We start from the raw sequence: 20,977 nt of genomic DNA on the forward strand, positions 1-20,977 counted from the left end.
AGTTGTGTTTAAAACCCTGGACGGCTGAATTCGATGGAGCGCCGTGTGCGGTGAAAGTCGCATGCACGGTGTGGAGCGGGGGAAAATCCGGAGATAACTTCAAAGGATTACCTATCGCTATCGGGTGCAAAATCACAGGGAATCAAGCAGCTCATGTCCGGTGGCGGAGTAATCCTTATCGGTACACAGCTGATTCCACTGCTTAGTGGATTGTTTGGTTAAAAGGAGGGAGTAATCCATGTTCGATGGCATTTTTGATGCAATTGAAGAGTGGATGCGAGAACTTCTAACGGGGATGATCCATTCCAATCTGGACAGGATGTTTACGGATGTCAATCAAAAGACCAGTGAGATCGCTGCCCAGGTTGGACAGACTCCACAGGGGTGGAATGGCAGCATTTTCAGCATGATACAAAATCTGTCGAATTCGGTCATCATGCCGATAGCAGGAATTATCATTACTTTCGTACTTTGTTATGAGCTGATCACGATGATTACAGAGCGAAACAATATGCATGACATCGATACATGGATGTTCTTCAAGTACTTTGTAAAAATGTGGATCGCAGTTTATCTTGTGAGCAACACATTTACCATTACTATGGCAGTATTTGATGTGGGACAGCATGTGGTCAATTCAGCTACTGGTGTAATTACCGGAAATACAGCAATTGATATTACATCAGCGATTACGAATCTGGATACGACTCTGGAAGCAATGGAGATAGGGGAACTGGTCATCTTGGCATTGGAAACCCTGATCGTTAGCTTATGTATGAAGATCATGTCGGTACTGATAACAGTCATCCTGTATGGAAGAATGATTGAAATATACATCTACACTTCGGTTGCACCGATTCCGTTCGCCACGATGTCCAACAGGGAGTGGGGACAGGTCGGAACAAACTATTTCAGAGGGCTCATGGCTCTGGCATTCCAGGCATTTCTGATGATGATCTGCGTGGCTATTTATGCGGTACTGGTAGCTGGCATTCAGTATTCAGATAACTTAAGTTCCTCATTATTTGGCATTATGGCTTACACAGTTGTACTCTGTTTCAGTTTATTTAAGACTGGATCTTTGAGTAAACAGATCTTTGGAAGCCATTAATCTTTAGAAAGGAGACGATAGCTTATGGCTTATGTCAGTGTTCCCAAGGATTTGACAAAAGTAAAAAATAAACTGGCATTTAATCTGACCAGAAGACAGCTGATCTGTATCGGGATCGGAGCTGCAATAGGAATTCCATTCTATTTTCTGACCAGAAATGTCATTGGCATGTCAAACGCAGCAACGGTTATGGTGCTGTTAATGCTTCCGGCATTTATGTTTGCCATGTATGAAAAAGACGGACAGCCACTGGAAGAAATCCTGATGAATATTATCAGGGTGAAGTTCTTACGACCATCTGTCCGCAAATATGAAACTGAAAACTACTATGAGTCAGAATTAGAAAATGATGACCATGGTAATAGCAATGAGAAAGGAGGCAAAAAGCGTGTCTAAGAAAAAAGCACCTGCCATTCAGGATCCCAAGAAGGATAAGAAGAAAAAGAAGTCATCTGCGGATAAGAAGAATGAAAAAAAGATTTCTGCCCAGAAGACGATCCGATATAAGGAAATGGCAAAAGATGGTATCTGCCGGGTGCAGGGCAAAACCTATTCAAAGACAATTCGCTTTTATGATATCAACTATCAGCTGGCACAGAACGAAGACAAGAATGCTATCTTTGAGAACTGGTGTGATTTTTTAAATTACTTTGACAGCAGCATTCATTTTCAGCTCAGCTTTATCAATCATAAGAGCAATATGAAAGAATTTGAACGTGTGATTCGCATCCGTCCTCAGAATGATGCTTTTGATGATGTGCGAATGGAATATGCACAGATGCTTAAGAATCAGTTGGCAAAAGGAAATAATGGTCTGGTAAAGACAAAATACATTACTTTTTCTGTAGAAGCTGACAGCATCAAGCTTGCAAAACCGAAACTGGAACGTATTGAGTCTGATATTCTCAATAACTTTAAGATTCTGGGTGTTCCGGCTTATCCATTGAATGGTGTGGAGCGATTGCAGATCCTCTATGAAACCTTTAATCCGGATCAGACGGGATTCAACTTTGAATACAGTCAGCTGTTAAAAAGTGGTCTTGGAACCAAAGATTTTATTGCACCAACAAGCTTTGTGTTTAAGGATGGAAGCACCTTCCGTATGGGTGACACTCTGGGAAGTGTGTCATATCTGCAGATTCTGGCACCGGAACTTACAGATAAAATGCTGGCAGAATTTCTGGATATTGATAAGGATTTAAGTGTCAATCTTCATGTACAGTCTGTGGATCAGATGAAAGCGATCAAACTTGTAAAATCTAAGGTGACAGATATTAACCGAATGAAGATTGAGGAACAGAAAAAAGCAGTCAGAGCTGGTTATGACATGGATATCATTCCCTCCGATCTGAATACTTATGGCGGAGAAGCCAAGCGACTTTTGGACGATCTGCAATCCAGAAATGAGAGAATGTTCTTGGTGACAGTTCTCTTTTTAAATACCGCAAAGACAAAGCAGAATCTGGACAATGCAATTTTGCAGACTGCGGGTATTGCACAGAAATATAATTGTGTACTCCGTAAACTGGATTATTTACAGGAAGAGGGATTAATGAGCAGTGTACCATTAGGGGTCAATCATGTGCCGATCAAACGAGCACTGACCACAACAAGCACTGCTATTTTTGTGCCATTTACTACACAGGAGTTGTTCATGCCGGGCGAATCTCTTTACTACGGATTGAATGCTCTTAGCAGCAATATGATCATGGTAGACCGAAAGAAATTAAAGAACCCGAACGGACTGATCCTTGGTACACCGGGTTCCGGTAAGTCTTTTGCAGCAAAAAGAGAAATTACCAATGCTTTCTTTGTAACCAACGATGACATCATCATAGGGGATCCGGAAGGCGAGTACTACCCTCTTGTACATGCTCTTGGGGGACAGGTCATCCATATTTCACCAACCAGTAAGGATTATATCAACCCGATGGATATCAATATGGATTATTCCGATGATGATAATCCTCTTGGTGTGAAATCAGACTTTGTACTCTCTCTGTGTGAATTGATCATGGGTAGTCGAGATGGTATCGAGGCAGAAGAAAAATCCGTCATCGACCGATGTCTGCCACTGGTGTATCAGAATTACTTTGCAGATCCCAAACCAGAGAACATGCCGATTCTTGGAGATCTGTATGAATGCTTGAGAAAACAGGAAGAGCCACAGGCACAGCGTATTGCGACAGCTTTGGAAATCTATGTCAACGGTTCGCTTCGTGTATTTAATCATCAGACCAATGTGGAGCTTAACAATCGAATTGTTTGTTTTGATATCAAGGATCTTGGAAAACAGCTCAAAAAACTTGGAATGCTGATTGTTCAGGATCAGGTTTGGAACCGAGTAACCATCAACCGTGGCTCTCATAAATCCACCCGGTATTACATTGATGAGTTCCATCTGCTTCTGAAAGAGGAACAGACTGCAGCGTATTCGGTTGAAATCTGGAAGCGATTCCGTAAATGGGGAGGAATCCCAACCGGTATCACACAGAATATCAAAGATCTTCTTGCCAGCCGTGAGATTGAAAATATCTTTGGTGCGACACGTTGACGCACAAACATCGCTCTATGAGGGTAAAACTTCATAGACTTATGGCCATGCGATGCTAAAATCGTCGGGCTTACTTCCATACGAGGTAAGCAACAACTGATAATTCGAAAGGTAGAATGATGGGGTAACGCCCTGAAATGCCTTCTCTGATACTTCGACCGGCTCTGACTGTAATGGTTGGGGTCTGGAGCTCGATAAAGTCGGCGGAAGTCTGCCGAAACAGTGTAGAAATACAGCTGTCGAAAGTGCGGTAGAGGTACCGTATGCAGATGACACGTCGGGAGTCTATAAAATATCTATGGTGAGAATGTCCACGACGGACTGACGAAAACCGCGAATGTACGGGTCTAGATGTTTACCATATAGAAATGTATGGACACTTAATTGTGGGTCAGTGCGGTGGAGTAAGAATCGAAAATATGAAACTCCGTATTGTGTTATAGGCACAATCAAGCTGACAGGACTATAGCGGACACCTAAGGATATATGCACAGATAGAATTATCGGAACGTGGAAAGGTACAGAGTTGCTCATAAGCAATCTGCGGACGAATCATATAAGCCGCTTAATCTGTGCTGAAAAGCGAAGCTCGAACCTATGACAGCCCTACGAAAAAGGCGGGCTCGAGGAATGGGCTTTAGTCGGTTAGAAACAATTATTGTCATTCAATCTTATAAGGATTACGAGTATGACAAAAAGGGACACTTTCCCAAGAAAGGAGAGTGATGCCTTATGACCATGAAAAAGAAAAAGCAACTGCTATGTGAAGATAATCTGCGTCACAACGAGTATTACGGAATGCAGAATACGATTGATAATCTATACCAGGCAAGTTTGAACGGAGAAGTTTTCACAGATTTAATGTCTGTCATCCTTCAAAGGGAAAACATTCTTCTAGCGTACAGAAATATCAAGAAAAATACAGGAAGTAAAACAAATGGCACAGACAATCTCACAATCGAGGACATCGGAAGATGCTCCCCCGATGAAGTTGTTGAAAAAGTTAGATTTATTATTAATGGAAGTGAACATGGGTATCGCCCAAAACCTGTAAGGCGTAAGGAGATACCAAAACCATACGACCCAAGTAAGACAAGACCCCTAGGGATCCCATGTATTTGGGACAGGCTTGTTCAACAATGTATCAAACAGGTAATGGAACCCGTTTGTGAAGCTAAGTTCAGCAAGAACAGCTATGGATTCAGACCGAACCATTCGGTAGAGAATGCCATAGCAAGAAGTTATCAGCTGCTTCAACATGCCAATCTTCACTATGTCATTGAATTCGATATAAAAGGATTCTTTGATAATGTGAATCACGCCAAGCTGATACGACAGATATGGGCTATGGGTATTCATGACAAGAAGTTGATTTTTGTCATAAGACGAATTCTCAAAGCACCTATCAAACTGGAGGACGGGACTTTTATCACGCCCGACAAAGGAACCCCACAGGGAGGTATCATATCGCCACTCCTGGCTAATATCGTGCTTAACGAATTAGACCACTGGGTGGAAAGTCAATGGCAATGGTGTCCGATTTGCAAACGGAATACCAGACCCGACAATGGCTATCGACAGGCTAAGAAATCTAACCTGAAGGAAATGTTCATTGTCCGCTATGCAGATGATTTTCGAATCTTTTGCAGGACTAAGGACTCTGCTGAACGCACCAAATGTGCAGTCACTCTGTGGCTGAAAGAAAGGCTCAAACTGGAAATTTCTGAAAAGAAAACGAGGATTGTAAATGTAAGAAATCATTATTCTGATTTTCTCGGATTCAAAATGAAAGTGCACAGGAAGGGCAACAAACTCGTGGTTATATCTCATATCGCAGATAAAAATCTGGAGCACAAAAGGGAGAAGCTAAAAGAACAGGCAAAGAGAATTGCTCACCCTCGCAAAATATATGGCGAACAGGGTGAAATCAGACTCTATAACAGTATGGTCACTGGCATGCAGAATTACTACTGTATTGCCACACATGTTAATCATGATTGTGCTTCCCTTAACCGCACAGTCATGACCTTGCTGACAAACAGGCTTAGCACTCGCACAGGCAACCGCCTTGTGAAAACAGGGCGAGAGCTTACGGAGTTTGAAAAAGCCCGTTTTGGTAAATCCAAAATGATGCGATATGTCGCTGGTACGAATGAGCCCGTGTATCCAATAGGATACACACAGCACAAAAATCCGCTTTTCCGTAAGAAGAGCTGGAATTATTACACTCCCGAAGGACGTGAAGGTATTCACAACTGTCTGAGAATCAACATCCCTATGATGTTGGCTCTCATGCGTCAACCAGTCTATTCCAATAGTGCGGAATACGCAGACAATCGAATATCTCTCTTTTCAGCCCAATGGGGAAAATGTGCTATAACCGGTGTTGAATTCTCCTCTGTTGGGGAAATTCATTGCCATCATAAGTTACCTCGACATTTAGGCGGTACGGATGCCTATGAGAATCTTATTCTCATAAAGAATTCCGTCCATAAACTCATTCATGCTTCAAAAGCGGAAACTATTTACAAATATATGGATTTACTACAGCTAGATAACAAACAGCTTATAAAGGTTAACCACCTTCGTGAGTTGGCTTCCATGCAACCTATTTAATCTTATTTCAACTACTACAGTTTTTATTCTATTCAAAGGTTGATTGTTTAGACAATGAAAAATACTAACCGATGGAACGCCGTGTGCGGTGAAAGTCGCATGCACGGTGTGGAGTGGGGGAAAAGCCCGAGATGATATCAGAGGCTTACCTATCACTATAAAACAGCGACTTTATCCTGATGCTCAATCAGGCTGCCGGTGACAGACAGATTCTTGCAAAACAGCTGAATATTTCTCCATACCAGTTATCTTATGTAACAAATTCCGGTGAAGGTGAGGGGCTTCTGTTCTATGGAAGCACCATCATTCCATTCAAGGATAAGTTTGATAAATCTTTGAAGTTATACAGTCTGATGACAACTAAGCCGGAGGAAGTGGAAGCCCGAAAAGAATGGGAGGCTTCCCAAAAATCATGAGAAAGCTTTTTTCAGGAATCATGTTGCTACTCTCACTCTTCTGTATCTCTGTCAGTATCTACATACTGGCAGGGATGAAATTGGAAGATCATAAAAGCGATAAAGCATTTGAAGAAATCAGGGAAGTATTTGATCAGGAATATCCGGAGAATTCAAAAGATAACTCAGAGGATGAGCCAAATATCAATCCGGGTCTTCTAGAACTACATGAAAAGAATCCGGACTGTGTAGGGTGGATTCAAATTGAGGATACACACATTGATTATCCGGTCATGTATCATCCGGAAGAAAAGAATTACTACTTAAGAAAGAATTTCAACCAGAAATATGACATAAGTGGAACTCCTTTTATTGCTGAGATTTGTGACCCGGAGAATTTTGATAACCTGATCATTTACGGTCATCACATGAACAGTGGTGCAATGTTTGCAGATCTTGATAAGTATAAGAACGAATCTTTCTATCAGGAGCATAAAAAGATAATTTACAGCACTCTTCATGGCGATGAAATTTATGAGGTGATGGCTTGCTTTGCTGTTCCTGTCTATACAGGGAACGATTTTGCGTATTACGCATTTACTAAGGCAGAAACGCCTCTGGAATATAAAAACTTTGTTGATATTTGTATAAAGAAGTCCTATTACAACACAGGAGTCATGGCTGAATATGGGGATCAGTTACTTACCCTGTCTACTTGTGAGTACAGTCATAAAAACGGGCGGATGGTTGTAGTTGGGAAATTGATCAGAGAGGACGATTAAGTGATGAAAAAGTATTTTGATTATTATGAACATGAACCACTGATGGTAGATCGAGAAAGCCTTCATAAGGGAATTCGCACGATGCTGGCAGAAGAAAATCTTCTGGAATGCCAGAGAGCTTATCTGCAGCTGATTGAGGATTTGCATACCAGTCTTGCTTCAATCTATGAGCTGTATGACCGAATGAAGGAAAAAGAGTTGCTCATCAGCAAGGAAGAACTTGCGGAAATGGAACATATCGCAAAGAAAAATGAGAAAACATTGGAAGTATGGGAGCGGCATCTTCTCAGAAGTTCATTCTGCAGTGGAGAGAGCTGCTTTTAATTTGCCTGTTTTGGAGAGGAGGTGAAAGGATAAATGGCAGGACAGGAATATACGGGGAAAGATAAAATCGTTCAGAAGATGTCCAGAGACGGGCTAACAGAAGAAAACCTGCATGAAGGTACGTCAAAACGAAATAAAAAATATCAAAATACGAAAGATCTGATCCGGGAGCCCCCGTCCAGAGCTGCTCCGTCAGAAGAACCTTTCACGGAAGAAGAATCAGTGATAGAAAAAAAGATTTCCCGTAATAATTCTTCTTATCGAAAAAAGCTTCATGCTCACGAAGGTATTCCCAAGGAAGAAAGCCTCGAAAGCAAAGAAGCGATTCAAAAGAAAAGACAGAGAAAAAGGCTCACTGAGGAACAAAAGAAAGTTTCGAAGTTATCGTTTGACGATGAAGGTGGCATGATTGCCGGTGCCGGAACAAGTTTCGGAAAGAAAGCTGCTGGAATTGGTGGTGCTGCAGTCGGTGCATATGTACATGAAAAACTGCATCATGCAGAGGATGACAATGTGGGATTAGAAGGTGCCCATGCGAGTGAAATTGCTGTGGAAGAAGCTACCAGAAGCCTTCGCAGTGCACAGATCAGAATGAATCGAACCTCTGGCAGACTGGCAAAGAAAGGGTATCGTGAAACAGAATCTCCAACAAGTGGACGTTTAACGTTTGAAGAGATGGAGAAGTCAGTCAGGGAATCTGCAAAAGAAACGGCAAAGAAAAAAGTGTGGAATCGATTCTGGCAAAGAAAAAGATATAAGGATTCTTATATTGCAGCCAAAAAAGGGAAAAAAGGGATGGATACTGTCAGTGGTGCTGCTACTGCTGTTACAGAGTCTTTCACAGAAAAAGCGAAAAGAGCAACCGCAGAAATATTCCGTAAGAACAAGGCGATTTTTATTGGAATAGGTGTGTTTGCTCTTTTATTTATGCTCATCTCTACTTCCCTTACCAGCTGTTCAGCGTCTATTCAAGGTGCTGGCTCATTGATTGGCATGACAACTTATCCCAGCACAGATGATGATATCCACTCTGCGGAAAATGCTTATAAAGCATTGGAGAATGCTCTGAACCGGCAAGTCAACAACATCGAATCCAGATATCCTGACTATGACGAGTATCGCTACAACATTGATGAGATCTCCCATAATCCTTATCATCTGATTTCGTTTCTTACCGTGAAATATGGTGAGTTCAAATATACGGATGTAGAAGATGTGATTCAGGAATTGTTTGAAGCACAGTATGGCATGGATGTGGAAGGAAAAACAGAGACAGTCACAGAGACCAGAACGGTTCGAGTCGGAGAATCTCTGGGACAAGTTGTAACCAGTGGATATTGCAACTGCTCCATCTGCTGTGGCAGATGGTCTGGTGGTCCAACTGCCAGTGGAGTCATGCCAAGAGCCAATCATACCATTGCAGTAGATGCAACGAATCCTACCGTACCAATGGGAACCCGAATCGTCATGAACGGTGTGGAATACACTGTGGAGGATACAGGTGCATTTGCAAGATATGGCGTCGATTTCGATGTTTATTATGATTCGCATGCTGCAGCATCTGCCCATGGACATCAGACATGGGAAGCATTCCTTGCGGATGATAATGGAAGCCGGGAAGTCACAGTTACAAATACCACAACGAAGAAGATTCTTTCAGTGACTCTGACTAATAAAGGATTTGATGCCATTGCCAGAGCGAATCTGGATGAAGAAGAACTGATTCTCTATAACGCATTAAATACCACCTACGGAAACAGAGATTATCTGTTTGACCTTCGGACGATTTCAGGCGGCAGTGGCGGCATGAGCTATGACATTCCACCGGAGGCATTGTCGGATCAAAGATTTGCGAACATGATCCGTGAAGCAGAGAAATATCTTGGTTATCCATATGTCTGGGGCGGGGCATCCCCATCTACAAGTTTTGATTGCTCTGGATTTGTGTCCTGGGTGATTAATCACTGCGGCAATGGATGGAACTATGGTCGCAGGACTGCAGAAGGGCTTCGTGGAATCTGTACTTATGTACCGCCAAATCAGGCGAAACCGGGAGATCTGATCTTCTTTGAGAAAACTTATAACACATCAGGAGCCAGTCATGTAGGAATTTATGTTGGAAATGGAATGATGATCCATTGTGGAAATCCTATCCAGTATGCCAACATCAATTCTTCCTACTGGCAGCAACATTTTTTATGCTTCGGACGTCTGCCATAAGGCGTTCCGGAGCTTTGAAGGAAGGTGAACGAATTGAACAGGCGAATCAAGCGATATCTTGAAGAAATTGATAAAACAGAGCGAAAGATTGCAGAGCTGCAGCAATATCTCAAAGGCGTTCAATCTGCACTAAAGCAGGAAGAAAATAATGAGATGATCAAAAGTATTCGTGGTATGAAACTGAGCAGCAAGGAACTCTTTGACCTGCTCAATGGTATTCAGGATGGAAGCGTTCGTTTTCAGGTAGATGGAGATTCTGAGGAAAACATCCCCGTAGAAGAATCATCCGATGAGATGAGAGAAAGAGAGGATAACAATTATGGTGAAGATCAAGAGGATGAATAAAATGCTGGCTGTTCTTTTTTTATCGGCAAGCATGATTTTTGCAACAGGTACTACTGCTTTTGCTTATGTGGATGAATCTGCCGAAGCAAGTAAAACAGAATCTGTGGAAACAGAGGAGACAGAGAAAGATACCGTAGTGGAAGAAAACCAGATTAATACAGAAGAGCCATTCTCCGTTCCGGGAAATGCTCAGGTTCAGGATGATATCACAAACAGTAAGAATAAGGAATTTCTTACTATCACAACGAAGAATAATAATACCTTCTATTTGATTATTGACCGGTCTGCAAATGTGGATAACGTGTATATGCTGTCCCAGATTGATGAAAATGATTTGCAGGAATTCTTAGAAGAAGATTCATCTGCATCTACAATCGTGGATGTAACACCAGAGGTTGTGATCAATGAGAATACACATTCAGAGCAGGCGGAACAGCCTGCGACAGTGAGTCCGGAAAAAGAAGGGACTGCTTCTAATCTGGGAGCACTTGTAGCAATCTTCATTGCAGCAATCCTTGGTGTAGGTGCTTATGGATATATAAAATTCATCAAGCCCAAAAAAGATGAGGATGATGGTGATGACGAAGGTATCGAGATGATTGGTGAATCCGATCCATTTGAAGAGGATCAGGAATCCGAAGATTTCGATAATTAAAATTGTTCCACTGAGGGGATAGACAGTGGCATTGATATAGATATTTTGGACCGGTTGCAGATTCTGTAGCCGGTCTTTTTGGAGGTAAGACATGTATTTAGTAATTGCAGAAAAACCGAGTGTGGCGAGGAGTATTGCACAGGTAATAGGTGCTAAAGAACGCAAAGAGGGTTATCTGGAAGGGGATGACTGTATTGTGAGTTGGTGCTTAGGACATCTTGCCGGATATGCTTATCCGGAACGATACGATGAACGCTACAAAAACTGGAACTTTGAGGATCTTCCCATAATTCCAACTTCTTGGAAGGTGGAAATATCCAAAGATAAAAAGGACCAGTTTTATATTTTAAAACAGCTATTGAATCAACCGGGTATGGACTATGTGGTAAATGCCTGCGATGCAGGACGTGAGGGAGAGCTTATCTTCAAACATGTCTATGACTTATCCAGAACCAAACTGCCGGTAAAGCGTCTGTGGATCAGTTCTCTGGAAGATTCTGCTATTCTGGATGGATTTGAACATCTGAAAGATGGCGAAGAATATCGTAATTTGGCGAATGCTGCCGTGTGTAGATCTCAAGCAGACTGGCTGATCGGTATGAACGCAACAAGAGCTTTCACTTCAAAATATTATAAGCGGCTTACTGTGGGGCGTGTGCAGACACCGACTTTAGCCATGCTGGTTGAAAGAGACAATCAGATTAAAAATTTTAAAAAGCAGAAGTATTTCAACGTGGAACTGGACTGTGATGGCATGAAAGCAGTCAGAGAAAAAATCTTTGATGAACGAGAAGCGGATCAGTTGCTTTGTAAATGTGACGGGAAAGATGCATCAGTCGTATCCCTATCGGAGAAAGAAAAACGTGTCAAACCGCCAAGACTGTATGATCTTACTTCTCTTCAGAGAGATGCAAACCGTATCTATGGTATGACAGCAAAGCAGACACTGGATGCAGCACAATCCCTGTATGAAGCAAAGCTGATTACTTATCCAAGAACAGACAGCCAGTATTTGACAGAGGATATGGAAAGCACAGGAAAAAGTGTGGTTCGTAGAATTCATGAAGTATATCAGATTCTTGGTCCATTTGAGGAACCAACAAAACCAGATATGAAGAAAGTCATGAATAATGCCAAAGTATCGGATCATCATGCCATTATTCCAACGATGGAGCTGGATGGCAATGTGATTCGTGATTTGAAAGAATCTGAGGAAATGATTTTATTCATGGTAGCGATCCGGCTTTTAGCAGCTACGGATGCAGAGCATATCTTTACGGAGATTCATGCCGATGTGATTTGTGAAGGCGAGCATTTTTCAGCCGGTGGTAAAAAAATTAAACATCATGGTTGGAAGCTGTATGAAGAATGTTTTAAAAACAAAGATCGTCTTGCCATGCAGGAAATGGATGCTGTCGGTAAAGAAGAATTTCCGAATGTGACAGAGGGCAAAACCTATCACAAAGTCACTGCAGAGAAAACAGAGCATTTTACTTCTCCGCCAAAAGCATTTAATGAGGATCTTTTGCTTCATGCGATGGAAACATCTGGGAACAAAGAATTCGATGAAGATACCGAGAAAAAAGGACTTGGTACTCCTGCGACCCGTGCCGGAATCATCGAAAAACTTGTCTCTGATAAATACATCGTAAGAAAAGGAAAAACGCTCACTGTCACAGAGGATGGCAAGGCGTTGATCAGTGTGATGCCGGAGTGTTTACAATCTGCCAGTATGACTGCAGAGTGGGAAAACCAGCTTTTGCAAATGGAAAAAGGACAGATGGATCCAGAGATGTTTCTTCGGGGAATCTGCAATTTGTTATCCGTGATCTTAAATGGTCTGGAAGAACTTCCAGCGGAAGAGACAACCCGATTTTCCAAGCACAAGAGCATTGGAAACTGTCCAATCTGTGGCAGTCCTGTGTTTGAGGGAAAGAAGAACTTCTATTGCTCCAACCGGGAATGCAGATTCTCTCTCTGGAAGGAAAACCGGTATCTGGAAACGATGAAAAAGACTATAGATACTGCAACAGCGGTGGCACTTCTGGCACATGGAAGAGCCCATATGAAGGACTTGTATTCCAGAAAAAAGGATATGTATTTTGAAGCAGATCTGTTGGTGGAGTTTAAGGATGGAAGGGCAAATTTCTCTTTGGAATTTCCAAAGAATAGTAACTCAAAAACAAAGAAATAAAAGAAAGAACGAGGTAGTTTTATGGATTTTAAATCTTTTACAGAATCAATTCAGGATATGATCAAGGAATTTCTTCCAAGTGATTTTAAAGACGCAACAATGGAGCTTGTACAGCATAAAAAACTGAATGAACAGTATACCGGACTTGTGGTTCGCAAAGAAAATCAGGTGGCAGTGCCTACCATCAATCTGGAAGCACTCTATGACGCTTACGATTCCGATCACATTTCTCTGGTTGAGGCAGTAACACAGGCTGCAGCTATGGTTCAGATGCAGCCAGAAGGCTTTGAGGTGGATTCCTTACGCATCACGGATTATGATACTACAAAGCATAAGCTTTTCATCCGAGTAAGCAATGCAGAGAAAAATCAGGAAATGCTGCAGGATGCCCCACATATGCTTCGTGAGGATTTAGCGATTACATATCATATCGCTGTCAGCATGGATGACGACGCAGGCATTGCTTCTACCCTAGTCAACAATCACCTGATGAATATGTATGGTATTACACAGGAACAGCTCCATGAAGATGCGATGAAGAGTTCTCCGATTCTGTTTCCCGCAACTGTTACTTCCATGGGAGAGGTCATGAAACGTATCATGATGGCTGATATGAAAGAAGCAGGCATGGATCAGGAAATGATGGATGCCATTTTAAGTGATATATCATCAGAAGATGTTCCGATGACAGTGGTTACCAATGAGCAGGGAATCAATGGAGCTTCCACACTCTTCTATCCGGATCTTATGGATCGGCTCGCAGATAGATTAGGTGGAGATTATTTTATTCTTCCATCATCTGTGCATGAAACTTTGGTTGTCCCGGATGATGGAAAGATGTCATTCCTTGAGCTTCGCAGTATGGTGACAGAAATCAATGCAACACAGGTACGCCCATCGGAACGTCTTACGGATGAGGTATATCATTATGATTCCAAAGACAAAGTATTCGAAAAAGCAGCCACCTTTGATGCTCGCCAGAAGGCAAAAACAAAACAGCAGGAAAAGGATGTTTCCAATAAGGATCAGAATTTTGGAAATGCTGTGAAAACACCTAAGAAACATAAGAGTAACGATATGTCACTCTAATACTGATACCTCCGTTTGGTTTCGTCCAGACGGAGATTCTTTTTTTGGAGGAAAACAATGCAGGAAAGAAAAGATACAATTTCTTTTGATGATTTAAAAGAAAAGATCAATGAAATGGAATCTGAAGAATTCATCATAGAAGTGCCACTTGGAGGTGATACGGATGGCAGAGAATAATACACCAAGGATTCACGATGAAAAGAAGGATAATGTGCTGCCACAAGTTGCAATCCGAATGGTACAGGAAAGACCGTTGATCAGCACCGAAAAGATGGATTCTCCAAAAGCAGCGATCCATGTCATGAGTGAGTTCCTAAGTCAAATGGACCGGGAACTTGTTTGTGTAGTGAATCTGCAAAGCGATATGAAACCAATCAATATGAACATCGTAAGCATGGGAGCTTTGAGTGAGTCATTGGTTCATCCGAGGGAAATGATGAAGTCAGCGATTTTATCCAATGCACATTCCTTTATGATGATACACAATCATCCGTCAGGGAATCTAGTCCCTTCAAAAGACGATGTTCTAGTAACAGATCGCATGCATCAGGTTGGAGAGCTTTTGGGAATTCAAATGGTGGATCACATCATAACCGGTAGAGGAAATGAGTATTATTCTTTTCATGAGAAAGATACCATTCCTATTTCTCGGAATCATTTTACGAGCGATATCGAACAACTGCAGATTGGAAATAAAGTAGCTGAAGAACAGACTGGATATTCAACAGAATCCAACCCGGTCAAAAATGACCGTGTTCAAACAACTGCCCTGCCGGTTCAGGGAAAAGATATGAATAGCATCATGCAGTCATTAGAGATGGGTGTGCAGAATTTCTTAGAAGGTGATCAGGAACGTTATAAGGAATTTCTGAAGGTCATGACAAAGTTCCACAATTACTCCGTAAACAATACACTTCTCATTGCCATGCAGAGACCAGATGCCACACTCTGTAATTCATATAAACGATGGCAGTCTCTTGGCAGGCAGGTAAAACGAGGGGAAAAAGGAATCACGATCATTGCTCCGGCACCCGTGAAAACTAAACAGACAAGAGAACGAAAGGACCAGTATCAGCAACCGGTGATTGGTGAAGATGGACAACCGGAACTGGAAGAGGTGGAGGTTGTTATCCCAAGATTCAGACCAACTACCGTATTTGCTTATGAGCAAACAGAGGGAGAACCACTGCCCTTTCTTGTGCCAGAGGAGCTGACAGCCAGTGTTGAGAATTATGAAATATTCATGGAAGCAATCACCAGAGTATCCACAGTACCGATTCGATTCGATGAGATTACGAATGGAGCAAAGGGGTATTACAGCAATGCTACAAAAGAAATTGTTATCAATAAAGGCATGAGCGAGAGCCAGACCATGAAAACTGCAATTCATGAATGTGCCCACAGTCTTCTTCATGATAAAGACATTATGATGTCGAATCATGTCGAAAAAGACCGTATGACAAAAGAAATTGAAGCCGAAAGCTGTGCTTTTTGTGTTTGTGCTGCTTTCAATCTGGATACAGGTGATTATTCGTTTCCCTATATTTCCGGATGGAGTAAGGAGCATGACATGAAAGAGCTAAAAGGCTCTCTGGATTTGATTCGTAAAACATCCGGGGAATTCATTGATAAGGTAACACAGGAAATGCAGGCAATTATTGAAGAACGAACAAAGGCTGTGGAAGTACAGATGGAAGGAACGATTACCTTTTATGTAGCAGAATGTATGGAATTTCCGATAATGGGTGAATTTCATGACGGATTATCTTTGAATGAGGCAATCAAGGTATATGAATCCATTCCATCGGATCGGATGCATGGGATAAAAGGTATCGGTTTTGATCTGCAGGATGGCAGTATCTATTCCGGACAATATGAGCTGTTTAGCGGAGGCAAAGTCTTGTATGATGCCATAGATTTAGTGGACCACTATAAGAAGAATCCAATCATTCAGGATGCCATGAAGAAATTGGAAACCTATGCGGCGGAGAAAAAGCAAAAGAATCAATTTGTTTCAAATACCCAGGAAAAGAAACAGGAGCAGGTGGCAGACAAACCACCTATGAAGAAGGAGGCAATGTCACTATGAGAAAAATAGTATTTGAGATCTCTGAGTTAGAGCTTATTGCAATTTATGAGAGACCAACCAGAATTGAAACCATTCAATATATTTGGGAAGCAATGAAAATTATTCCCATTGAAAAAGATGATGATCTTGAACTAATTAAGCTGATGATCAGTGCTGTTTATAAGCTTGCTTTTATCAGTAATGAGATATTTCAGGAATTAAATGTAAGCTCTTATTTGCAAGATCAGGATGATGATTTCCATGAAGCTTAATCAATATGCAGTCTACCGAGTGGATCAAACCTCATCCGGTAAGGCTCTTTGGAGATTGCCCTATGATATGGTCCAAAAGAAAAAGATGCAGATTCGTATGGAATTTTACCGGCAGCAGCGTATCGAAAAAGTATCTGCAGATGATACAGCAATGACCATTTGGAATCGCAGGAAAGATACGTTTGAGGTTAGCGATGTTCTGGTTCTCAATAAAGAAGGAGAACTGACCACTTATTACATCAGTGAGGATTATCTGACACCGATTGAAGGCTTTATCCGCATGAACAGTTCCGGTGCATTGATTTCCATGGATACTGTCGATTATCATTTGGAAAATCGCAAAGGAAGCTGGATGGCAACGGATTATATCATCATTGATGGCAAGCAATTTTTCTTATTGGAGCATACCGAATATCGTGATAAGGTTCCGGCAGTTGTTTTAGATGCTTATGGAAAAATCATGGCGGACAACGTGAAAAATGGTTTTGACGATGCTGTAAAGCAACAGATTCGGGATCAGATCCGACCACAAGAACAGACAAAGCTAACGCCACAGAAACAACAGTTACAACGACTGGAAATCTGGCAGAAATATTATCAAAATGGCGAATGGCTTAGGCAGGCGGAATCCGGTGGAGAAGCCAACTATGATATGGTGGATGGTCGTGTGAATAATCTTCCAAAGCAGCCAGAAAAAACCAAAGCAAAGAAACGTAAGAAGAAAGAATCAGTAATCGGAAAGCTTCATAAAAAGCAGATTGAGATTGCGATTCGATCAGGAAAGCCAATCCCGAAATACTTGGAACAAAACAGAGAACTGAATAAACGTTAAGGTGGAGCCTTTCATTACCGTATCTGGTAGTGAAGGGCTTTTCTTTTTGAAAGGAGAAACAACATGAGTACAAAGCGAATTAAGAGTATAGAATCCAATATTTACCATAGACCAACTTGTAAATACATAGGCTTTATGAAGCCGGGAAACAGAGAAACATTGCTCTGGGAAGATGTCAAGCATCGTGGCTATTGCGCCTGTAGATACTGCAATAACATGAGCTTTCTCTGCAGTACTGAAAAGAAAACCATTGAATGGAATAAAAATACTCGGAACATGGAGTTCAAATACATAAAAGGAATTTTGTATGTGAAGACAGATATGGGATGCTGGAAACTGGTCTATTCCAGAGGTATGGAACAGATTGCTCTATATCATCGAAATTCCAGACAGGCTCCGTTAGATTTCAAACATCCGGAAATAGGAAGATACCATCAGCAGAAGGATCAGCTCTATTTCAAGAATATTGCTTTGGCACTGAATTACATTTATGACCATGACAAGTACAAGGCTGCTGTAAAACGTGGAGATAAAAGAATTGTGTATAAGAACAAGAAATATGAAAAACAGGCAAAGAAACGAGAACAACGAGCTGCGCTGCGAAGGGTGGACCGGTTGTTTGAGATGATTGAGAAAGATAATCAAAAATGTAAAAGTTTTTCTGTTAGTTAATAGTTTTTATGAGTCAAATTATTGCGTTTATATTGCGTTTTGTATTGATAAATATGTGTTGACGAAATATGATTTTTGTGATATAGAGGTGACAGGTTTGATAAATATATAGATTATTTGGATTGCAATTAAGAAGTAAAAACCCGTTAAAACTAGGCGTTTTTGAAAAAATAAAAATAAAAAAGATGAAACAGAAACGAAACAGAAACGATTTTTCGGAAAAATAAAATCAAAAAGTATTTGACATCAAAACGATACTTTGGTATTATTTCAAGTGAGAGAGGAGGTAGTTCGATGTTAGATGGATTTAAACAATACAATATGGCAGTCGGGACTTCTTCTGTGTCAATAACAGACAACGGAATCGCATTTAGCAAAGCGGCTATTGTGCGAATTGGGAAACCAGAGTATGTTATCTTTATGATTGATGAAGAAGGCAAAAGAATAGCAATTCAGAAAGCAGAAAAAGACGACGACGGAGCGATACCGTTTTACTCTGAGAAGAAAATTGTATCTGTACGCTGGAATAATAAAGAACTGCTTAAAACAATTGCGACAATGATGAATTGGGAGCTTTCTGGAAATGTATACAAGGCAGAAGGCGATTATATATCATCAGAAGAGGCAATTATATTCGATTTAAATAATGCAACACAATCACAATCCAAATGATATTAGCACTTATGTGTTGATATAAAAAAAGCCTATGGCACCACCCATAAGCTTTTCGTGGAAATAGTGAAATTCAAATCGCTCACTAAAACCTAGACACTTTTAGTATACCATGAATTTCACTTTTTTCAATATTAAAGTGAAAGGAGTGACCGTTTTATGAGTAAAATTTACATTGATGAAGACGGATCTAAGTATATCTTAGTAAGATATATTACACGAAAAGGTGTACGTATCTATCCTAAGAATGCAAAAGCATTTAAAATTAAAATTCAGTAACTAAAAAAAATAATCATTTCCGGAAATGTGGTGAGCGATTCATTTCCACACATTTTTTAAGGAGGTGAGAAAATGGCAGTTCACCACGGTGGAAAAGTTGGCAAAGCAGGAAAAACTCTTGCAAACAAGAATTCTTCAAAGAGTGCTAAATCTGCAGCTGGCAAAACTTTGAATGCACATAAAAACAAATGTCATTAATGATTATTAGGCAAGAGTGTATAGCTCTTGCCTTTTTCACTTTAGTGAATGGTATATACCCCAACTATATTTATCATTATACTTTGCTTGCTTATAATATTCGTAAATAAAATAATCCTTTCTCCGGGGAAATAATAACTTTATATATATAAAGATTATGTGGACGTAATTGCATTTTACTGCTATAATTACAAAAGAGTGACTGCAAATTGAATTTCAAGTGCTGAAAGGTTAAAGAAATGAAGATATCATACAATGGTCTATGGAAAATTCTTATAGATAAAAATATGCAGAAGAAAGATCTGATTAACAAAATAGGAATCAGTTCAACAACCATTGCAAAAATGGGGAAAGGAGAGAAGGTCTCTCTTGATGTTATAGAACGAATATGCAGTTATTTTGACTGTGACATTGGAGATATAATTAGTTTTGACAGAAATGGTCAAAATGACCAGACAATATTAAAATAATAAACCGGAAAGGATATTAAAATGAGCAAAACAGGCTATGTTCAAAATCTTGCTTTTGTAGATGGATTAGATGTGGAAGAAAAGTACGCTTTGGCAAGTCATTGTATTCAATTAGGTGACAGAACTGAGGGTGAAAAATACAGGGAAAAGTTGACAGAAGCAGGATTTGGAATTAATAATCTGCCGACTAAAGAGGAATTTAATAAGCAACATAGTATAACGCTGGAACCAGATAAGCCGAAGTTTTCATTTATTGATTTATTTGCCGGAATCGGTGGTTTTCGTATTGCTATGCAATCTCTTGGGGGACAATGTGTTTTTTCGAGCGAGTGGGATGAAGCAGTTAAAGAAACATACTTCCAGAATTATGGAGAGGTCCCTTTTGGAGACATTACGAAGCCGGAAATAAAAGCACTTATTCCGGATCAATTTGATGTGCTTTGTGCGGGTTTCCCCTGCCAACCGTTCAGCAATGCCGGATTAAAAAGAGGCATTGAAGATACGAGAGGAACCCTGTTTTACCATATAGCTGAGATATTACGTGATCATCAGCCAAAGGCAGTGCTTTTGGAAAATGTCAGGGGATTGATCAGTAATGATAAAGGTAATACTATTCAGACAGTATTACGAACGATTACGGGAATGGGTTACAAATGCAATGTGCCCCAGGAGTTGATAGAGAATGGTCCCATAAAAAAATTAAAAGAAGAATGTTCAAAGATGGTTCTTAGTGCAAAAGATTATGGCGTGCCGCAAAACAGACCAAGAATATACATCGTATTGTGGAGAAAAGACATTGATATTGAGACATTTGTGTATCCGGAACCAGAAAAAATAAAGACATCTGTTGGAAGCATTCTGGAGAAAAATGTTGACGATGGTTATACTATTTCAGATAAGTTATGGGCTGGACATAAAAGAAGGCGTGTAGAAAATGCTGAAAAAGGTAACGGGTTCGGATATTGTCTTTTTAGTGAGAACTCAGAATACACGAGTACGATTTCCAGAAGATATTATAAAGATGGAAGTGAAATACTGATTGAGCAGGAAGGAAAAAATCCACGTAAAATAACTCCGAGAGAAGCTGCTAATCTGCAAGGATTTCCGCGGGAATTTAAGTTGCCGGAATCAAATACAAAAGCATATCAGCAATTTGGAAATAGTGTGGCAGTTCCGGTAGTTACAAAAGTCTCGGAACAGATAGTAAAACAGATATTGGAGGTGTGATG

General features: G+C 40.7%; 19 protein-coding genes and 2 pseudogenes. All 21 read left to right on the forward strand.

The window, feature by feature from the left end:
* Positions 1–123 precede the first annotated feature (123 nt).
* Positions 124–222 (forward strand): annotated as a pseudogene (locus ABE613_RS01895) (Maff2 family mobile element protein); the annotation flags it as partial.
* 16 nt (positions 223–238) lie between these two features.
* Positions 239–1,111: a VirB6/TrbL-like conjugal transfer protein, CD1112 family gene (locus ABE613_RS01900; RefSeq protein WP_347375473.1), complete on the forward strand. Its 873-nt coding sequence runs from the start codon at positions 239–241 to the stop codon at positions 1,109–1,111.
* A gap of 24 nt (positions 1,112–1,135) precedes the next feature.
* Entirely contained in the window at positions 1,136–1,507 is a 372-nt protein-coding gene (locus ABE613_RS01905; protein WP_347375474.1) for a PrgI family protein, read from the forward strand.
* A complete protein-coding gene (locus ABE613_RS01910; RefSeq protein ID WP_347375665.1) occupies positions 1,479–3,665 on the forward strand; it encodes a VirB4-like conjugal transfer ATPase, CD1110 family in 2,187 nt (728 codons plus the stop codon). Before ABE613_RS01905 ends, ABE613_RS01910 begins: the two co-directional genes overlap by 29 nt.
* Before the next feature lie 738 nt (positions 3,666–4,403).
* Positions 4,404–6,281 (forward strand): group II intron reverse transcriptase/maturase, encoded by a 1,878-nt coding sequence (gene ltrA / locus ABE613_RS01915; RefSeq protein ID WP_373241737.1) that lies wholly within the window; start codon positions 4,404–4,406, stop codon positions 6,279–6,281.
* A 161-nt stretch (positions 6,282–6,442) separates the two neighbouring features.
* Positions 6,443–6,697: pseudogene (locus ABE613_RS01920) on the forward strand (hypothetical protein); the annotation flags it as partial.
* A complete protein-coding gene (gene srtB, locus ABE613_RS01925; RefSeq protein ID WP_347375476.1) occupies positions 6,694–7,458 on the forward strand; it encodes a class B sortase in 765 nt (254 codons plus the stop codon). The pseudogene ABE613_RS01920 and the gene srtB, both read left to right, overlap by 4 nt.
* A 3-nt stretch (positions 7,459–7,461) precedes the next feature.
* The gene (locus ABE613_RS01930; RefSeq protein WP_347375477.1) at positions 7,462–7,782 is read left to right on the forward strand and encodes a hypothetical protein; all 321 of its coding nucleotides are present in this window, start codon (positions 7,462–7,464) and stop codon (positions 7,780–7,782) included.
* Between the two features lie 78 nt (positions 7,783–7,860).
* Positions 7,861–10,002 (forward strand): C40 family peptidase, encoded by a 2,142-nt coding sequence (locus ABE613_RS01935; protein WP_347375666.1) that lies wholly within the window; start codon positions 7,861–7,863, stop codon positions 10,000–10,002.
* A 33-nt stretch (positions 10,003–10,035) separates the two neighbouring features.
* Positions 10,036–10,347 carry a DUF4315 family protein gene (locus tag ABE613_RS01940; RefSeq protein WP_441049959.1) on the forward strand — a complete coding sequence of 104 codons (312 nt, stop codon included), beginning with the start codon at positions 10,036–10,038 and terminating at the stop codon, positions 10,345–10,347.
* Entirely contained in the window at positions 10,322–11,002 is a 681-nt protein-coding gene (locus ABE613_RS01945) for a CD1107 family mobile element protein (RefSeq protein ID WP_347375479.1), read from the forward strand. The genes ABE613_RS01940 and ABE613_RS01945 overlap by 26 nt, the downstream gene beginning before the upstream one ends.
* Before the next feature lie 91 nt (positions 11,003–11,093).
* Positions 11,094–13,196 carry a DNA topoisomerase 3 gene (locus ABE613_RS01950; protein ID WP_347375480.1) on the forward strand — a complete coding sequence of 701 codons (2,103 nt, stop codon included), beginning with the start codon at positions 11,094–11,096 and terminating at the stop codon, positions 13,194–13,196.
* 21 nt (positions 13,197–13,217) lie between these two features.
* On the forward strand, positions 13,218–14,285 hold the full coding sequence (locus tag ABE613_RS01955; protein ID WP_347375481.1) for a DUF5688 family protein: 1,068 nt from the start codon (positions 13,218–13,220) through the stop codon (positions 14,283–14,285).
* Positions 14,286–14,448: 163 nt separating this feature from the next.
* On the forward strand, positions 14,449–16,374 hold the full coding sequence (locus ABE613_RS01960) for a JAB domain-containing protein (RefSeq protein ID WP_347375482.1): 1,926 nt from the start codon (positions 14,449–14,451) through the stop codon (positions 16,372–16,374).
* Entirely contained in the window at positions 16,371–16,625 is a 255-nt protein-coding gene (locus tag ABE613_RS01965; protein ID WP_347375483.1) for a transposon-transfer assisting family protein, read from the forward strand. Before ABE613_RS01960 ends, ABE613_RS01965 begins: the two co-directional genes overlap by 4 nt.
* Positions 16,615–17,457, forward strand: a complete 843-nt coding sequence (locus ABE613_RS01970) for a DUF4316 domain-containing protein (RefSeq protein ID WP_347375484.1) — start codon at positions 16,615–16,617, stop codon at positions 17,455–17,457. Before ABE613_RS01965 ends, ABE613_RS01970 begins: the two co-directional genes overlap by 11 nt.
* Before the next feature lie 63 nt (positions 17,458–17,520).
* A complete protein-coding gene (locus tag ABE613_RS01975; protein ID WP_347375485.1) occupies positions 17,521–18,129 on the forward strand; it encodes a hypothetical protein in 609 nt (202 codons plus the stop codon).
* A gap of 294 nt (positions 18,130–18,423) precedes the next feature.
* Complete coding sequence (locus tag ABE613_RS01980; protein ID WP_347375486.1) at positions 18,424–18,801, forward strand: hypothetical protein; 378 nt, start codon at positions 18,424–18,426, stop codon at positions 18,799–18,801.
* Between the two features lie 351 nt (positions 18,802–19,152).
* On the forward strand, positions 19,153–19,278 hold the full coding sequence (locus tag ABE613_RS01985) for a hypothetical protein (RefSeq protein ID WP_347375487.1): 126 nt from the start codon (positions 19,153–19,155) through the stop codon (positions 19,276–19,278).
* A 239-nt stretch (positions 19,279–19,517) separates the two neighbouring features.
* Positions 19,518–19,748, forward strand: a complete 231-nt coding sequence (locus ABE613_RS01990; RefSeq protein WP_347375488.1) for a helix-turn-helix domain-containing protein — start codon at positions 19,518–19,520, stop codon at positions 19,746–19,748.
* Positions 19,749–19,769: 21 nt separating this feature from the next.
* Positions 19,770–20,975, forward strand: coding sequence for a DNA cytosine methyltransferase (locus tag ABE613_RS01995; RefSeq protein ID WP_347375489.1), 1,206 nt, complete (start codon positions 19,770–19,772; stop codon positions 20,973–20,975).
* Positions 20,976–20,977: the final 2 nt, after the last annotated feature.

Origin of the sequence: Dorea chungnamensis (assembly GCF_039832125.1) — a bacterium.
Lineage (GTDB): Bacteria > Bacillota > Clostridia > Lachnospirales > Lachnospiraceae > JAFBIX01.

Bases quoted from the DNA above. Each gene is read 5' to 3' on its own strand.
- ABE613_RS01900 (WP_347375473.1), top strand. From the start codon at position 239: ATGTTCGATGGCATTTTTGATGCAATTGAAGAGTGGATGCGAGAACTT.
- ABE613_RS01905 (WP_347375474.1), top strand. From the start codon at position 1,136: ATGGCTTATGTCAGTGTTCCCAAGGATTTGACAAAAGTAAAAAATAAA.
- ABE613_RS01910 (WP_347375665.1), top strand. From the start codon at position 1,479: ATGAGAAAGGAGGCAAAAAGCGTGTCTAAGAAAAAAGCACCTGCCATT.
- ltrA (WP_373241737.1), top strand. From the start codon at position 4,404: ATGAAAAAGAAAAAGCAACTGCTATGTGAAGATAATCTGCGTCACAAC.
- srtB (WP_347375476.1), top strand. From the start codon at position 6,694: ATGAGAAAGCTTTTTTCAGGAATCATGTTGCTACTCTCACTCTTCTGT.
- ABE613_RS01930 (WP_347375477.1), top strand. From the start codon at position 7,462: ATGAAAAAGTATTTTGATTATTATGAACATGAACCACTGATGGTAGAT.
- ABE613_RS01935 (WP_347375666.1), top strand. From the start codon at position 7,861: ATGTCCAGAGACGGGCTAACAGAAGAAAACCTGCATGAAGGTACGTCA.
- ABE613_RS01945 (WP_347375479.1), top strand. From the start codon at position 10,322: ATGGTGAAGATCAAGAGGATGAATAAAATGCTGGCTGTTCTTTTTTTA.
- ABE613_RS01950 (WP_347375480.1), top strand. From the start codon at position 11,094: ATGTATTTAGTAATTGCAGAAAAACCGAGTGTGGCGAGGAGTATTGCA.
- ABE613_RS01955 (WP_347375481.1), top strand. From the start codon at position 13,218: ATGGATTTTAAATCTTTTACAGAATCAATTCAGGATATGATCAAGGAA.
- ABE613_RS01960 (WP_347375482.1), top strand. From the start codon at position 14,449: ATGGCAGAGAATAATACACCAAGGATTCACGATGAAAAGAAGGATAAT.
- ABE613_RS01965 (WP_347375483.1), top strand. From the start codon at position 16,371: ATGAGAAAAATAGTATTTGAGATCTCTGAGTTAGAGCTTATTGCAATT.
- ABE613_RS01970 (WP_347375484.1), top strand. From the start codon at position 16,615: ATGAAGCTTAATCAATATGCAGTCTACCGAGTGGATCAAACCTCATCC.
- ABE613_RS01975 (WP_347375485.1), top strand. From the start codon at position 17,521: ATGAGTACAAAGCGAATTAAGAGTATAGAATCCAATATTTACCATAGA.
- ABE613_RS01980 (WP_347375486.1), top strand. From the start codon at position 18,424: ATGTTAGATGGATTTAAACAATACAATATGGCAGTCGGGACTTCTTCT.
- ABE613_RS01985 (WP_347375487.1), top strand. From the start codon at position 19,153: ATGGCAGTTCACCACGGTGGAAAAGTTGGCAAAGCAGGAAAAACTCTT.
- ABE613_RS01990 (WP_347375488.1), top strand. From the start codon at position 19,518: ATGAAGATATCATACAATGGTCTATGGAAAATTCTTATAGATAAAAAT.
- ABE613_RS01995 (WP_347375489.1), top strand. From the start codon at position 19,770: ATGAGCAAAACAGGCTATGTTCAAAATCTTGCTTTTGTAGATGGATTA.